Raw genomic sequence first — 14,808 nt, forward strand, 5'->3', positions numbered from 1 at the left:
CGATGTTCGGCAATCTCGATTTCGACGTCATCCGCCGCGCGCTGCCCTATCTGTTCTTGGAGGGCATGACCTTCACGCTGACGTTGACGGGGCTCGCGGCCCTTGGCGGTCTCGTCTTCGGCACGGCACTCGCGCTGATGCGGCTCTCCGGCTTCAAGGTCCTCGGCCGCATCGCCGGACTTTATGTCGACTTCATGCGCTCGCTGCCGCTGGTGCTGGTCATCTTCTGGTTCTACTTCCTGGTGCCCTATATCGGGCAGTGGGTGACCGGCGCCTCGCGGCCGATCAGCGTCGGCGCCTTCGCCTCCTCGCTCATCACCTTCATCATGTTCGAAGCGGCGTACTTCTCCGAGATCATGCGCGCCGGCATCCAGTCGATCTCGCGCGGACAGCCGGCCGCGGCGAGCGCGCTGGGGCTGACCTACGCGCAGAGCATGCGTTACGTCGTGCTGCCGCAGGCCTTCCGCAACATGCTTCCGGTTCTGATCACGCAGACCATCGTGCTGTTCCAGGACACCTCGCTGGTCTACGTCCTGTCGATCACGGACTTCCTGGGAGCGGCCAGCAAGGTGGCGCAGCGCGACGGGCGCCTCGTCGAAATGTATCTGTTCGCAGCAGTCGTCTACTTCACCATCTCCTGTATCGCGTCCTATGGCGTCCGCCGCCTCCAGGCGCGCATCGCCATCATTCGCTAGAGCGTGTCGGTCATGATCGAAATCAGCCACGTCAACAAATGGTACAGCCCGAGCTTCCAGGTGCTGACCGACTGCACCACCAACGTCACCAAGGGCGAGGTGGTCGTGGTCTGCGGCCCCTCCGGCTCGGGCAAGTCGACGCTGATCAAATGCGTCAATGCGCTGGAGCCGTTCCAGAGCGGCGACATCCTTGTCGACGGCATCAAGGTCAACGATCCCAAGACCAACCTCCCGAAGCTGCGTTCGCGGGTCGGCATGGTGTTCCAGCACTTCGAGCTGTTTCCTCACCTGAAGATCATCGACAATCTCTGCCTCGCGCAGGAGAAGGTGCTCGACCGGTCGCGCGACAAGGCGAAGGCGAAAGGCATGCAGCTGCTGGAGCGCGTCGGCCTCAAGGAACAGGCGCAAAAGTATCCCGCGAACCTGTCCGGCGGCCAACAGCAGCGCGTTGCGATCGCCCGTGCGCTCGCCATGGATCCGATCGTCATGCTGTTCGATGAGCCGACTTCCGCGCTCGATCCGGAAATGGTCAGCGAGGTGCTCGACGTCATGGTGGATCTCGCTCATGAGGGCATGACCATGATGGTTGTCACCCATGAGATGGGTTTTGCCCGCAAGGTCGCCAACCGTGTGATCTTCATGGACCGCGGCGAGATCGTCGAGGACGCGGCGAAGGAAGACTTCTTCGGCAAGCCGCGCAGCGACCGCGCGCAGAAGTTCTTGTCGAAGATCCTGTCGCACTGACCACATCCGCCATTCCGGAGCGCTGCGAAGCATCGACCCCGGAATCTCGAGATTCCGGGCTCATTCGCTGCGCGAATGCCCCGGAATGACGGATCGAGGGTTTATCGGACTTGCCAAATCTCCTATAGGGATGGGCGAATTCCCTTCCTCTCCAGGAGACCTGCCTTGGACCCGATCGCCTATGTCAACGGCTCATTCGTCCCGCTCTCGGAGGCCAAGATCTCGGTGCTCGATCGCGGCTTCCTGTTCGCCGACGGCATCTACGAGGTCTCGGCCGTGCTGGACGGCAAGCTGGTTGACAATGCCTCGCATCTGGCCCGGCTGGAGCGTTCGGTCGGGGAAATCAAGCTGAAGCTGCCGGAGACGATCGAGCGCATCACCGAGCTCCAGAAGGAGCTGATCGCGCGCAACAAGCTCCAGAACGGTCTCGTCTATCTCCAGGTCACGCGCGGCGCCGACAAGGGGCGCGACTTCCCGTTTCCCAAGGGGGACGTCAAATCGAGCCTGGTGATGTTCACGTCCGAAAAGGACATCATCAACGCGGCGGCGGCGAAGACCGGCATCAATGTCATCACGGTGCCTGACATCCGCTGGGAACGCCGCGACATCAAGAGCGTGGCGCTGCTGGCGCAGGTGCTGGCGAAGCAGGCCGCGGCAGAAGCCGGCGCGGGCGAGGCCTGGATGCTGCAGGATGGCTACGTCACCGAGGGCGGCTCGTCGTCGGCGTTCATCCTGACCAAGGATGATGTCATCGTCACGCGCAAGAATTCCAACGCGATCCTGCCGGGCTGCACGCGCAAGGCCGTGATCGCGCTTGCCGAGGAGCGCCAGCTCCGCGTCGAGGAACGGTCCTTCACGGTCGCCGAGGCGCTCGCTGCCAAGGAGGCGTTCATCACCAGCGCGTCCTCGTTCGTGCAGCCGGTGGTCGCCATCGACGGCAAGACAATCGGCGACGGCAAGCCCGGTCCGATCGCAATGCGCCTTCGCGAGATCTATGTGGAGTTCGCCAGGGCGACGGCGGTTTAAGCCACGCTCTACGAAGAGCGAGGAGTGCGATACTGCAAAAGCGAACTCAGGTGTCATCGCCCGGCTTGACCGGGCGACCCAGTACGCCGAGGCATTCGTGGTTTCATTGACAGGCCGCGGCGTACTGGATGCCCCGCTTTCGCGTGGCATGACAGCGGACTTGGTGAGCGAGCGCCGCCCTCACGCCACCGAAGCCTTCACCTTCACCGGATGCACTGCGCGGAACGAGATCGCGAGCCTGTTCCAGGCGTTGATGGCGCCGATCAGCATGGTCAGGTTCACCGTCTCCTCATCGGAGAACTGCGCGCGGACCTGTTCGTAGACGTCGTCCGGCGCATGCGTCTGCGAGATCAGCGTCACCGCCTCGGTCCACGCCAGCGCGGCGCGCTCGCGTTCGGTATAGAGCGGGGATTCGCGCCAAGCATTGAGCAGGTAGATGCGCTGCTCGGTCTCGCCGCGCTTGCGCGCGTCCTCGCTGTGCATGTTGATGCAGAAGGCGCAGCCGTTGATCTGCGACGCCCGGATCTTGATCAGCTCGATCAGCGATTTCTCGATGCCGGTCGACTGGATCTGCTCCTCCAGCGCCATCAGCGCTTTCATCGTATCGGGCGCGGCCTGGAAGTAGTTCATGCGAGGCTTCATGATCGTCTCCTTGCTTCTTGGGTTGAGGTCAGTGGGCGCCACCGGCCGAGGTCTGGCCAGGCTTCTTCAGGAAGAGGACGGCGAGCAACGCCACGATCAGCGCCATGCCGAGCAGATAGAAGGTGTCGCTGAAGGCGAGGATATAGGCCTGCTTCTGCACGATGCGGCCGATCGCGACATAGGCGCGATGCGCGGCATCTGCTTGGTCGAGGACGCCGTGATTGACGAAATACTGGGTGAGTTGCTCCAGCCGCGTGCGCGTCGCCTGCTCGAATATCGAGACCGACTGCATCAGCACGTTGGAGTGATACTGCTCGCGCTTGGTCAGAACGGTCTGCAGGATCGCAATTCCGACGGCGCCGCCGAGGTTGCGCATCATGTTGAACAGGCCCGACGCCGAGCCTGCGTTCTCGGCTTCGATGCCGGCGGTTGCCACCGCCGACAGCGGCGCCATGACCAGTGCCTGCCCGATCGCGCGAACGATGTTGGGCCACAGCAGCTGGTCGGCGGCGTAGTCGCTGGTCATGTAGATGTTCATGAAGTTGGAGGCCGCAAACAGCACGAAGCCGACGCCGATCACGATGCGCGCATCGAGCTTCTGCATCAGTCGCGGCACCAGCGGGATCAACACCAGTTGCGGCAGTCCGGTCCAGGCCAGCACCATGCCGATCTGCTCGGCATTGTAGCCCTGGATGCGTGACAGATACTGCGGCAGGATGAACACCGAGCCGTAGAGCGCGATGCCCAGCAGGAAGTTCGCGAGCATGCCGAAGCCGAAATTGCGGCGTACCAGCAGGCGCAGGTTCAAGAGCGGCTTCTTCACCGTGAGCTCGATGATCAGGAAGGCGGTCAGCGCCACCGCCGCGATCACCGACAGCTTGACGATGAAGGGTGAGCCGAACCAGTCGTCCTTGTTGCCCTCCTCGAGCACGGTCTGCAGCGCCGATAGGCCGATTGCCATCGTGACGATGCCGGCCCAGTCGCCCTCCGCTAGCTGCGACAGTTTCATCGGCTTGGCCTCGAGCGCGTACCAGAGCATGCCGACCATGACCGCGCCCGGCACGAGATTGACGTAGAAGATGTACTGCCAGCCGAAATTCTCGGTGAGATAGCCGCCGATGGTCGGGCCGATCGCCGGTGCGAACGTCGCCGACAGCGCGAACAGCGCGAGGCCCACCGGCTGCTTTCCGCGCGGCAGCAGGGTGATGATCAACGTGAAGGCCATCGGGATCAGCACGCCGCCGGTGAAGCCCTGGATGGCGCGCAGCACGATCATCTGCGATAGGTCATGCGCCAGTGCGCAGGCCGCGGACAGGACCAGGAACAGGATCGCGTTGGTGAGCAGATAGATGCGGATCGAGAACACCTGCGCCAGCCAGCCGGACAGCGGGATCACTACGATCTCGGCGATCAGATAGGAGGTCGAGATCCAGCCGCCGTCGTCGATACCGGCGCCGATCGCGCCCTGGATGTCGGCGAGCGAAGCGTTGACGATCTGGATGTTCAGCACCGCCATGAAGGCGCCAAGCGTCGCGCCGATCACCGCGATCCAGGTTTTGGCCGGCACCGACGGGGCGGCGGGTGCGGGATTGCTGGCGGCGGATGCGGCGTTGAGGGCGGGTTGAAGCGTGCTCATGGAAGCCTCGTCTCGGCTACGGAGACAGGATGCGGATGATTTCGACGATCGAGGACGTTCCGGAACGATCTTCCGACAGGGTGTGAATCTGCCGACGCCGGGTCAGCCGCCGTTCGGTCGGAGCATGTTGTCGGCGAGACGCCTGGCCGTCTCGCGCTCGGCCAGCACGGTCGCCTTGGTGTCGATGGTCGGCACCGCGGACATGCCGGGGCGAAGCAGGCCGGTGAGGCTGTGGTCGTCGAGCACGATCTTCACCGGAACGCGCTGCACGATCTTGGTGAAGTTGCCCGTGGCGTTGTCGGGCGGCAGCAATGCGAATTCCAGCCCGCTCGCCGGCGACAGGCTGTCGACATGGCCGTGCAGCGCCCGATTGCGGAAGCTGTCGACGTACAGCTCGACCGGCTGGCCGGGCCGCACATGTGTGAGCTGGGTCTCCTTGAAGTTGGCAACGACATAGACCGCATCGAGCGGCACCACAGCCATCAATTGCGTGCCGGCTTGCACGTATTGGCCGACGCGCAAGCTGCGGGCGCCGATCGTGCCATCCACCGGCGCTGTGATCTCGGTATAGGACAGGTTCAGCGTTGCCTGCTGCGCGACCGCACGGGCACGTTCGAGCTGGGCTGCGGCCTGGGCCCGCTGGCTTGTGAGCACGTCGATCTTGCGCTGTGCAGCCACAAGGCCGAACTTCGCGTGCTGCAATTGCGCGCTGCTGGCGCGCAGCGCCGCGTCGGTCTGCTGCGCGCGCTGGATGGTGCCGGAGCCCGACTTCATGAGGTCGTCGTAGCGGGCGCGCTCCTCTTGTGCGAATTTCAGATTGGCGTCCGCGGCAGCGACGTCAGCCGTGCTCTGCTCGATGATCGGCTGTTGCAGCTCGAGCTGGGCATCGATGTTGCGCACGGAGGCCTCGGCAGCCGCGACGTCGGCGCGGGCTTGATCGAGCGCTGCCCTGAAATCGCGGTCGTCGATCTTGGCCAGCAGCTGGCCTGCCTTGACCTTCTCGTTGTCGCCGACCAGCACCTTGGCGATGTAGCCGGACACCTTCGGCGCGACGATCGTGGAATCGGCCTTCACATAGGCGTCGTCAGTGGATTCGAGGTACCGGCCGGTCTTCAGATAGTCGTAGCCATAGTCGCCGGCCACCGCGATGCCGAGGATCAGCGCCAGGCCGATGGCCGCCCGATTGATTGTCTGCCGAGACAGCCGCAGGCCGATTTTTGCAGTTGTTCCAGAGACATAAGAAGCGTTCGACATGACATCCTCGGAAATTCCCGGCCGCCTGTTCGAAGGGCGCGCGCATTGACGTGGAGAAGATGCGTTGTCCCGGCAGTTGTGATAATCCCGGAATTATTTGAAGCATTATCCAGTAGTCGCGGATAATCGGAGCCTTGGCCATGGATCGCTTCACCAGCCTCACCGCCTTCGTCCACGTGGTCGAAAACGGTGGGTTTTCCGCGGCCGCCCGCCGCCTCAACATGTCGACGACCATGGTGAGCAACCACGTCCAGGCGCTGGAGGACCGGCTCGGGGTGCGGCTACTCAACCGCACCACGCGGAAGGTGAGCCTCACGGAGATCGGCAAGGCTTATTACGATCGCTCAACCCAGATTCTCGCAGATCTCGAACAGGCCGACGACATCGCGAGCGAATTGCAGTCGGTGCCCCGCGGCACGCTGCGCATTCACGTCGCCACGCACATGGTGCCCCTTGTCGCGCCGATCGTGGCGAAGCTGCTGTCGACCCATGCGGAACTCAGGATCGATCTGCGCATGGGCGAGGCCGATGTCGATCTCATCGAGGAGGGCTACGACGTTGCCCTCCGCATGACCCCGCCGCCGGATTCGAGCCTGATCGTGCGGAGACTTGCCACCTGGCGTCACGTGCTCTGCTGCTCGCACGACTATCTCGAGAAGCACGGCCGGGTGCAGAAGCTCGACGAGCTCACCGGGCACAATTGCGGCCGGCACTTGAACTATCCGTTTGGCGACGAATGGCGCTTCCTTGACCGCAAAGGCACTCCGGCCTCCGTTCGCATCTCGGGCAGCTTCGTCACCAATAGCGGGGAAGCGCTGCGGAAGGTCGCACTGGAGGGCGCCGCTGTCTGCCTGATGGCGGGGTTTCTCATTCAGGACGATCTCGAGACCGGCCGCCTCGTGCGCCTCTTGCCGGAATATCGGACGGTCGAGCTGTCCATGAACGCGGTCTATCCGCATCGCCATCATCTGTCGGCGAAGGTCAGGACCTTCATCGACCTGCTCGCGCACCACAGCGCCGAGCAGCAGAAGCTGATCAACCCCTATTCATGAGCGATGCGGCGGCGGCAACCGGCCAAATACGCTGTCGAGTGCCATGCCGATCACAAGCAGGCGGCGATCGCTGCCCGCAGGGCCGTCGAGTTCGAGCCCGATCGGCAGTCCGCTGCTGGCGCCGAGTGCGATTGGGATCTGGATGCCGGGAATGCCGGCATTGCTGCCGGGATCGGTGTTCTGGATGAACAGCGCGAAATTCTCCAGGCTGCTGGAGTCCGGGTTGGAGGGGATGGCGACGCGCGGCGTGGTCGGAAAGGCGATGGCGTCGAGCTTGTTTCCGGAGAACGTGTTGCCGTAGAGCGCCTGAAGCGCAGGCCGCGCGGTCTTGACCGCGTCGTCGTAGATCGGCTTGGCGTCGACAAGCGTGTCGTCGGGACCGGGCAGCTTTCGCGGGATCACGAGGCCCTCATAGGTACCCTTGACGTCGGCGCTGGAGATCTCCTGCGCCAGCGCTTCGACGCTGAGGCCGGTGCCGGTGTGGGCGAGATAGGCGACCAGATCGTCATAGGCCTCGTAGAGCGCGACTGGAAAGCTGACCTGGCCATTGAGCTCCGCCAGTCGGGGCATCTCGATCTCGACCACGACCATGCCCTGGGCTTTCATCTGCGCGACCGCCCTATGGAAGGCGGCCTCGGTGTCGCCGTCGAGATTGGCCAGCATCGCCTTGGCAATGCCGATGCGGACCAGCCTGAGATCCGCAGGCAGGACCGGATCGCCACCGGCAATGACGCGGTCGAGCAGCGCGACGTCGGCCATGGTTGCGGCCATCGGACCCGCGGTATCGCGGGTGTGCGAGATCGGCGCGATGCCCTCTTGCGGATAGCGCCCGACGGTTGGCCGCAGCGAGGCGCACCCGTTCAAGGCGGCGGGCACGCGCACCGATCCGCCGGTGTCGGTGCCGAGCCCGCCCGCGACGATCCGCGCGCCGATCGCGGCGCCCGTCCCGGACGAGGAGCCGCCGGCGATCCGCGCGCGATCATAGGCATTGCGCACGCCGAACTCGGCGCCGGTCTTGAACGCGGTGTTGTAGCCGGAGATGCCGAAGGCCAGCTCGTGCATGCTCGTCTTGCCGATGATGATCGCTCCCGCGGCGCGCAGCTTTGCCACAACGGGTGCATCGGCCTTTGGAATATAGTCCTTCAGCGCCGGGGTGCCGGCGCTACAGGGCAGCCCGGCCACCTCGATATTGTCCTTGATCACGACGGGCACGCCGCCGAGCGGCTTGCTCCTGTCGCCCTTGGCGTCGAACGCCGCGGCGGCCTCCAGGGCACCGGCCTCGTCCAGCGTGACGAAGGCATTCAGGTCGGCGTTGGCTTTGGCGCGGGCAAGAGCTTCCCGGGTGAGCGCGGTGCTCGTGACCTCCCCCGCGCTGAGGCCGTCCGTTGCCTCGGTCAGTGTCAGCTGGTCGAAATTCATGATGCGTCACCCGATCGCGGGAGCGCCATCAGGGCGTCCCTCCAGGTTCAGAGGCTGAAGCCTCGCCGGCGCCGCGTCAACCGGCGGCGCGCATCCTTGCCGGCGACGGCGTGGGGAGTTCGGCGAGCAGCCGCTCGATTTCGGACTTCACCTTCGCGATCGCGGCGTCCTTGACCGGCCCATACCCCCGGATCTCCATGGGCGCCCTTGCAATCGCGACGAGATCCGGAAGACGCGCCGTGTCGAGCCCGCCGAGCATCCGCTCGATCAGGCCTTGATACCAGGCGATCAGCTCCCGCTCGGCTCGCCGTTCCGCGGTGTAGCCGAATGGATCGAACCGCGTCCCGCGCAGCCCCTTCAGGCGTGCGAGCACGGTCAGAGGCACCTGGATCCACTGGCCGAAGGCCCGTTTGCGCGGACGTCCGCGTGCGTCGCGCTGCGACGGCAGGACCGGCGGGGCGAGGTGATACTGGATGCTGAAGCCGTCCTCGAATTCGCGCTTCAGCTCGTCGAGGAAGCCGCTTTGCATATGCAGCCGCGCCACCTCGTACTCGTCCTTGTAGGCCATCAGCTTGAACAGGGTGCGCGCGACGGCCTCGGTCAGTGCCTCGCTGTTCAGGTCGGCCTCGGCGTCGCGGACTCCTGCGACGATCGCCCGGTATCGCGCGGCATAGGCCGCGTTCTGATAGGCCGTGAGGAAATCGAAGCGCCGAGCGATGAGCTGGTCGAGGGTCTCGGCTTTGGGCGCATCGTCCCCGTTCGGCACAAAATCCGGATCGGCCGCGGCAATCCGGCCCCAGGCGAAGGCCTGCTTGTTGCGTTCGATCGCGACGCCGTTGAGCTCGATCGCGCGCAATAGGGCTTGCAGTGAGACCGGTACCAGTCCGCGTTGCCAGGCAAAGCCGAGCATGATGACGTTGGCATAGACGGCATCGCCGAGCAGCCGTTCGGCCAGAGCATTGGCATTGATCGCGCCGAGATTGCTCTCGCCGATCACGTGGCCGATCGCGCGCAGGCGGGCTGGCGAGGCGAGATCGGCGTCGCGGAAGCGGACGACGTCGCCGGTCGGCATCTCCGCGGTGTTGAGCGCAGCGCCCGTGCCTTTCCGGTAGGTTCCGGACGCCTTCGGCGATGAGCTGACGACGAGATCGCAGCCGATCAGCGCGTCGGCCGCCCCCTGGTCGATGCGGACCTGATGCAACGCATCCGGGCTCGCGGCGAGGCGGATGTAGCTCAGCACGGGACCGAATTTCTGCGCGAAGCCGGTGAAGTCCAGTACCGAGACGCCGCGGCGTTCGAGATGCGCAGCCATGCCGATCAGCGCGCCAACCGTGATCACGCCGGTGCCGCCGACGCCGGTCACCAGCAGATCGTAGGGTCGCTCGAGCGTTGCTGGCGTGGGCAGGGGTAGCGTGGCTGCGCGGCCGACCGCGTCGATCTGGCTCGCGCTTTTCTTCCGGCGCGTCGCGCCTTCGACCGTGACGAAACTCGGGCAGAAGCCGTTGAGGCAGGAGAAATCCTTGTTGCAGGCCGACAGGTTGATCTGACGCTTGCGGCCGAACGCCGTCTCCTTCGGCTCGACGCTGAGGCAGTTGGATTCGACCGAGCAGTCGCCGCAGCCTTCGCAGACGAGGTCGTTGATGTAGGCGAAGCGTTTGGGGTCGGCCATCTGCCCGCGCTTGCGGCGGCGTCGCTTCTCGGTGGCGCAGGTCTGCTGATAGATCAGGACGGACACGCCGGAGACGTCGCGCAGCTCGCGCTGCACGGCATCCATCTCCTCGCGCCCATGGATGGTGACACCGGTCGGCAGGCCGGCAGGCGAGAACTGTGCGGGATCATCCGACACCAGCGCGATACGCGCCACGCCCTCGGCGCGGACGCTGTGGGCGATGGCCTGCACGCTGACCGGGCCGTCGACCGGCTGGCCGCCAGTCATCGCCACGGCATCGTTGAACAGGATCTTGTAGGTGATGTTGGCCCTGGCTGCGATCGCCTGCCGGATCGCCATCGAGCCGGAGTGATAATAGGTGCCTTCACCGAGATTCTGGAACACGTGCTTGTTGCCGGTGAATCTTGACGATGCCGCCCAGTTCACGCCCTCGCCGCCCATCTGGATCAGCGAGGAGGTCTCGCGGTCCATCCAGCTCGCCATGAAATGGCAGCCGATGCCGGCCAACGCCTTCGATCCCTCCGGCACTTTTGTCGACGTGTTGTGCGGGCATCCCGAGCAGAAATACGGCGTTCGCGTTGCGCCGCTGACGTTGATGGTGCGCGCCGCTTCCGGCATCAGGGCGGCTGCACGTGCGGCGAGGTTGAGGCCCGGAAACATCGGGTCGAGCCGGCGCGCGAGCACAGAAGCGAGCGCCCGCGGCGACAATTCGCCGATCCAGGAGATCAGCCTTGCCCCTCGCTCGTCGTGCTTGCCGACCATGCGTTCGGGCTTGCTACCGGGATAGTCGTAAAAATATTCCTTGAACTGGCTCTCGATGATGCCGCGCTTCTCCTCGACCACGAGGATCTCGCGCTTGCCCTTCACGAAGTCCATCGCATCATGCAGCGCCAGCGGCCAGACCATGCCGACCTTGTAGACGTCGATGCCGATGCTGCGGCAGGCCGCTTCGTCGAGGCCCATCAGCCGCAACGCCTCCATCAGATCGAGATGCGCCTTGCCCGTGGTGACGATGCCGTAGGTGGCGTTTGGAATGTCGTAGATGTGGCGGTCGATCGGGTTGGCCTTGGCGAAGGCGTAGACCGCGTGCTTCTTCGCCTCCAGCCGCTCCTCGATCTGCGGGCCCGGCAGGTCGGGCCAACGATAGTGCAGGCCGCCGGGAGGCGGCGTGAAGTCGGGCGTGAGAAAAGCGCGCGGCGGGCGCAGCGCGACGGAGGCGCCTGATTCCACGATCTCCGAGATCGCCTTGAAGCCGACCCACATGCCGGAGAAACGGCTCAGCGCATAGCCATATTCGCCGAACGCCAGATATTCGCCGACGCTTGCCGGATGCAGCGTCGGCATGAACCAGCTCATGAAGGCGACGTCGGACTGGTGCGGCATCGAAGAGGAGACGCAGCCATGGTCGTCGCCGGCGACCACCAGAACGCCGCCATGCGGCGAGGAGCCATAGGCGTTGCCGTGCTTGAGCGCATCGCCGGATCGATCGATGCCGGGGCCCTTGCCGTACCAGAGCCCGAACACGCCATCGACTTCGCGGTCGGCTTGCGTTTCGACCTGCTGCGAGCCCAGCACCGCTGTCGCCGCGAGGTCTTCGTTGACGGCCGGAAGAAATTCGATGCGGTCCCGGTTGAGCCGTTCCTGGATGCGCCACAGTTCGAGGTCAACGCCGCCGAGCGGCGAGCCGCGATAGCCGGAGATGAAGCCGGCGGTGTTGAGCCCGGCCATACGGTCCCGACGCGCCTGATCGAGTGCGATGCGGACGATGGCCTGCGTGCCTGTGAGGAAGACGCGGCCCTCCTGGCGCTCGTAGCGGTCGGAGAGCTCGTAAGTGTCGAGTGACGAAATGGCGTCCATGGCGGACCTCGTGCGGCATCCTGCCGGATGATGGAAGGTTATGCCCGGACGACTGGTAGGTCTTACCTATCTATCCCGTATGGATCGATAATCTGGTAGAATTTTGCATCCGACGCCCGAATCTGGTAGAAAATGTCGCCTGGAGAGGCGCGCATGATCGAAGAGCAGGACACCCGGATTCTCGCCTATCTCCAGAGGGACGGCCGTGCCACCAACCAGCAGCTGGCCGATGAGGTCGGCATGTCCACCTCCGCCTGCTGGCGCCGGGTGCGGGCACTGGAGGACAGCGGCGTCATTCGCGGCTATGCGGCGCTGGTCGCGCGCGAGCAGGCGGGATTTGCGATGTCGGCCATCCTCCACGTCTCGCTGGAGCGGCATGACGCGAAGTTCGTCGACGAGTTCGTGGCCAGGGTCACGACGCGCCGCGAGGTGCTGGAGTGCTTTGCGACCACGGGCGACGCCGACTATCATCTGCGCGTCGTCGTGCAGGACATGGCGGCCTACAATCGCTTCCTCGACGAGTTCATGTTCCGCATCCCCGGCATCCGCTACGTCCGCAGCAATGTCGTGCTGAAGGAGATCAAGACGGGTGTGGCGTTGCCGTTCTGACCTGCGGGAAGCGCCGCAGGGGAGGTCAGCCTACCGCTCCTCCCGCACGAACCTGTTCCGCAACGTCCCGACGCCCGTGATCTCGACCTCCACGACGTCGCCGTGCTTGATATCCGGCGAAGCGCCGTCGGTGCCCATCCAGATCACGTCGCCGGGCCATAGCGTGAAATACCTGGTCAGCTCGACCAGGAAAGGCACCACGCCGAAGATCATGTCGGCGGTCGCGAAGCGGTTGGTCTCCTTGCCGTTGACGCGGACGATCGTTTCCATCTTTTCGAGATCGGCTTCGGTCTCGATCCACGGCCCCATCGGCTTGAACGTGTCGGCGTTCTTGGAGCGCCACAGGCTGCGATCCGCCTTCTGCCAGCTGCGCTCGCTGACGTCGTTGCCGATGGTGTAGCCGAACACGCAATCCATCGCGTTCTGCTCGGTGAGATGCTTCACCTTCTTGCCGATGACGACGACGAGTTCGCCCTCATAATGGATCTTGTCCGTCGCGAAGGAGGGGATCACGACCTCCTCGTCATGCGCGATCAGCGCGTTCTGCGCGCGATAGCCGATCTCGGGCCTGTCCGGGACGGCCGGCACTTCGCCGCGCTTGTCGGCGGCTTCCTTGAGGTGCTTCAGATAGTTCAAGCCGACGCAATAAAAGGTGCGCGGGATCAGCGGCAGTTCGATCTTGACCTCGGACAACGGCAGCATCCGCGAGGTGCGCTGCCATCCGGCGAAGGGATCGCCATCGACCGCGATCACCCGGTCGCCTTCAACGATCCCCCAGGACGTCGTGCCCGAGGCGGTGAATTTCAGCCAGCGCATGTCATGTCCCCGTTATTCCGCAGCCTCGCGCGGCCGCACCTTCCAGGCGCCGGCAGCAGGCCGCTCGAGCCCGAGATTTTCGCGCAGCGTCCTGCCGCGATAGTCCTTCTGGAACAGGCCGCGACGCTGCAATTCTGGTACGATATGCTTGACGAAATCGGCGTAGGAGCCGGGCACGTAGGTTGCGGCGATGACGAAGCCATCGCAACCGCGCTCCACGAACATTTCCTCCAGCTTGTCCGCGATCTCCTTGGGACCGCCGACCATCGCGTCCTGCACTTGCCCGCGGCCGGAGAAGGTGACGAAGTCGCGCGCGCTCGGGTTGCTCTTGCCTGACGCCTTCATCACGCCGTCGCGGATGCCCAATATGCCCTGCATGCTCTTCAGTTCCTCCGTCGTCAGCGGCTCGTCGAGATCCTTGGAGGCGAAATCGTAGTTGAGTGCTTCGGCGAGCAGCGACAGCGCGTCGATCTGGAGCGGCAGCTTGTCGATCAGCGCCATCCTGTCTTCGGCCTCAGCCTTGGTTGCGGCGCAGACCGGCGTGGTCAGATTGCACAGGAACATCTGGTCAGGGTCGCGGCCGGCCGTCGCCGCCTCGTTGCGCACGGAGGCATAGCCGTCCTTGGCGGCAGCGAGATTGCGCGCGGCGGTGAAGATCACCTCGCCCCAGCGTCCTGCGAAGCGCTGGCCACGGCCCGATGCGCCGGCCTGGATGATCACGGGATGGCCTTGTTGCGAACGCGGAACAGTGAACGGCCCGCGCGACCTGAAGGCCGGTCCCTTGTGGTCGAGCCGCTTCACCCTGGTCGGATCGGCGAAGCGACCGCTTTGCTTGTCCATGATCAGCGCGCCGTCTTCCCAGGTGTCCCAATGGCCGAGCACGACCTCCATGAACTCGTCGGCACGGTCGTAGCGGGAATCATGCTCAGGGTGGGAGTCGCGTCCCATGTTGAGCGCCTCGCCGTCGTTGAGCGAGGTGACGACGTTCCAGCCGGCGCGTCCGCCCGACATCAGGTCGAGCGTTGCGAAGCGGCGCGCGACATCGAAGGGCTCGTAGTAGGTGGTCGAGCAGGTCGCGCCAAGGCCGAGCTTCTCGGTGACCATGCCCATCGTGGTCAGCACGATCAGCGGATCCATCTTCACGCAGCGGATGCCGTATTCGACGGTGTGGGCGTGGTCGTTGCCGTAGCGGTCCGGCATCGCCAGGCGGTCGTCGAAGAAGGCCATGTGGAACTTGCCGGCCTCCAGAATCCTGGCGATCTCCTGATAATAGTCCGCCGACATCGAATCGCTGCGCGAGTCAGGATGCCGCCAGGAACTCGGCAGGTTCGTGCAGTTCTGCGCCTGGAGGAAGCCGACCAATACCATCTGCCGATTCATGCTGCTGTT

12 protein-coding genes are annotated in these 14,808 nt (G+C 64.6%); 5 read left to right on the forward strand and 7 right to left on the reverse strand.

The features are described from left to right. The first annotated feature begins 2 nt into the window (after positions 1–2). The 3 genes from FJV43_RS22125 to FJV43_RS22135 all read left to right on the forward strand — a co-directional run bounded on the left by FJV43_RS22125 (position 3) and on the right by FJV43_RS22135 (position 2,465). The gene (locus tag FJV43_RS22125) at positions 3–695 is read left to right on the forward strand and encodes an ABC transporter permease subunit (RefSeq protein WP_239620966.1); all 693 of its coding nucleotides are present in this window, start codon (positions 3–5) and stop codon (positions 693–695) included. Between the two features lie 12 nt (positions 696–707). Next, the gene (locus FJV43_RS22130) at positions 708–1,439 is read left to right on the forward strand and encodes an amino acid ABC transporter ATP-binding protein (protein WP_028180573.1); all 732 of its coding nucleotides are present in this window, start codon (positions 708–710) and stop codon (positions 1,437–1,439) included. A 165-nt stretch (positions 1,440–1,604) separates the two neighbouring features. After that, complete coding sequence (locus tag FJV43_RS22135; protein WP_239620968.1) at positions 1,605–2,465, forward strand: D-amino-acid transaminase; 861 nt, start codon at positions 1,605–1,607, stop codon at positions 2,463–2,465. 180 nt (positions 2,466–2,645) lie between these two features. Here FJV43_RS22135 and FJV43_RS22140 read toward each other — a convergent pair whose 3' ends face one another. The 3 genes from FJV43_RS22140 to FJV43_RS22150 all read right to left on the reverse strand — a co-directional run bounded on the left by FJV43_RS22140 (position 2,646) and on the right by FJV43_RS22150 (position 5,997). Then, on the reverse strand, positions 2,646–3,107 hold the full coding sequence (locus tag FJV43_RS22140; RefSeq protein WP_239620970.1) for a carboxymuconolactone decarboxylase family protein: 462 nt from the start codon (positions 3,105–3,107) through the stop codon (positions 2,646–2,648). Between the two features lie 28 nt (positions 3,108–3,135). Next, a complete protein-coding gene (locus tag FJV43_RS22145) occupies positions 3,136–4,743 on the reverse strand; it encodes an MDR family MFS transporter (protein WP_239620972.1) in 1,608 nt (535 codons plus the stop codon). A gap of 102 nt (positions 4,744–4,845) precedes the next feature. After that, entirely contained in the window at positions 4,846–5,997 is a 1,152-nt protein-coding gene (locus tag FJV43_RS22150; protein WP_239620977.1) for an HlyD family secretion protein, read from the reverse strand. Positions 5,998–6,137: 140 nt separating this feature from the next. Between FJV43_RS22150 and FJV43_RS22155 the strand changes: the two genes are divergently transcribed. Continuing rightward, entirely contained in the window at positions 6,138–7,049 is a 912-nt protein-coding gene (locus FJV43_RS22155) for a LysR family transcriptional regulator (RefSeq protein ID WP_239620978.1), read from the forward strand. On the opposite strand, the gene iaaH is transcribed toward FJV43_RS22155, so the two are convergent. Continuing rightward, positions 7,044–8,468, reverse strand: coding sequence for an indoleacetamide hydrolase (gene iaaH, locus FJV43_RS22160; RefSeq protein ID WP_239620980.1), 1,425 nt, complete (start codon positions 8,466–8,468; stop codon positions 7,044–7,046). The two genes, FJV43_RS22155 and iaaH, sit on opposite strands and share 6 nt — an antisense overlap. A 76-nt stretch (positions 8,469–8,544) precedes the next feature. Continuing rightward, positions 8,545–11,994 (reverse strand): indolepyruvate ferredoxin oxidoreductase family protein, encoded by a 3,450-nt coding sequence (locus tag FJV43_RS22165; protein WP_239620982.1) that lies wholly within the window; start codon positions 11,992–11,994, stop codon positions 8,545–8,547. A 153-nt stretch (positions 11,995–12,147) separates the two neighbouring features. Here FJV43_RS22165 and FJV43_RS22170 point away from each other — a divergent pair, with 153 nt between their 5' ends. Next, a complete protein-coding gene (locus FJV43_RS22170; protein WP_239620984.1) occupies positions 12,148–12,603 on the forward strand; it encodes an Lrp/AsnC family transcriptional regulator in 456 nt (151 codons plus the stop codon). 30 nt (positions 12,604–12,633) lie between these two features. Here the strand turns inward: FJV43_RS22170 and FJV43_RS22175 are convergent, their stop codons facing one another. Beyond that, positions 12,634–13,419 (reverse strand): fumarylacetoacetate hydrolase family protein, encoded by a 786-nt coding sequence (locus tag FJV43_RS22175; RefSeq protein ID WP_239620985.1) that lies wholly within the window; start codon positions 13,417–13,419, stop codon positions 12,634–12,636. A 12-nt stretch (positions 13,420–13,431) separates the two neighbouring features. After that, on the reverse strand, positions 13,432–14,799 hold the full coding sequence (locus tag FJV43_RS22180) for an LLM class flavin-dependent oxidoreductase (protein WP_239620987.1): 1,368 nt from the start codon (positions 14,797–14,799) through the stop codon (positions 13,432–13,434). Between the last annotated feature and the right edge of the window lie 9 nt (positions 14,800–14,808).

This window comes from Bradyrhizobium sp. I71 (genome assembly GCF_022354745.1).
Classification (GTDB): Bacteria; Pseudomonadota; Alphaproteobacteria; order Rhizobiales; family Xanthobacteraceae; genus Bradyrhizobium; species Bradyrhizobium liaoningense.

Excerpts from the sequence above, each read along its gene's own strand:
- FJV43_RS22130 (WP_028180573.1), top strand. The coding sequence starts at position 708 with ATGATCGAAATCAGCCACGTCAACAAATGGTACAGCCCGAGCTTCCAG.
- FJV43_RS22145 (WP_239620972.1), bottom strand. The coding sequence starts at position 4,743 with ATGAGCACGCTTCAACCCGCCCTCAACGCCGCATCCGCCGCCAGCAAT.
- FJV43_RS22180 (WP_239620987.1), bottom strand. The coding sequence starts at position 14,799 with ATGAATCGGCAGATGGTATTGGTCGGCTTCCTCCAGGCGCAGAACTGC.
- iaaH (WP_239620980.1), bottom strand. The coding sequence starts at position 8,468 with ATGAATTTCGACCAGCTGACACTGACCGAGGCAACGGACGGCCTCAGC.
- FJV43_RS22140 (WP_239620970.1), bottom strand. The coding sequence starts at position 3,107 with ATGAAGCCTCGCATGAACTACTTCCAGGCCGCGCCCGATACGATGAAA.
- FJV43_RS22170 (WP_239620984.1), top strand. The coding sequence starts at position 12,148 with ATGATCGAAGAGCAGGACACCCGGATTCTCGCCTATCTCCAGAGGGAC.
- FJV43_RS22125 (WP_239620966.1), top strand. The coding sequence starts at position 3 with ATGTTCGGCAATCTCGATTTCGACGTCATCCGCCGCGCGCTGCCCTAT.
- FJV43_RS22175 (WP_239620985.1), bottom strand. The coding sequence starts at position 13,419 with ATGCGCTGGCTGAAATTCACCGCCTCGGGCACGACGTCCTGGGGGATC.
- FJV43_RS22165 (WP_239620982.1), bottom strand. The coding sequence starts at position 11,994 with ATGGACGCCATTTCGTCACTCGACACTTACGAGCTCTCCGACCGCTAC.
- FJV43_RS22150 (WP_239620977.1), bottom strand. The coding sequence starts at position 5,997 with ATGTCGAACGCTTCTTATGTCTCTGGAACAACTGCAAAAATCGGCCTG.
- FJV43_RS22155 (WP_239620978.1), top strand. The coding sequence starts at position 6,138 with ATGGATCGCTTCACCAGCCTCACCGCCTTCGTCCACGTGGTCGAAAAC.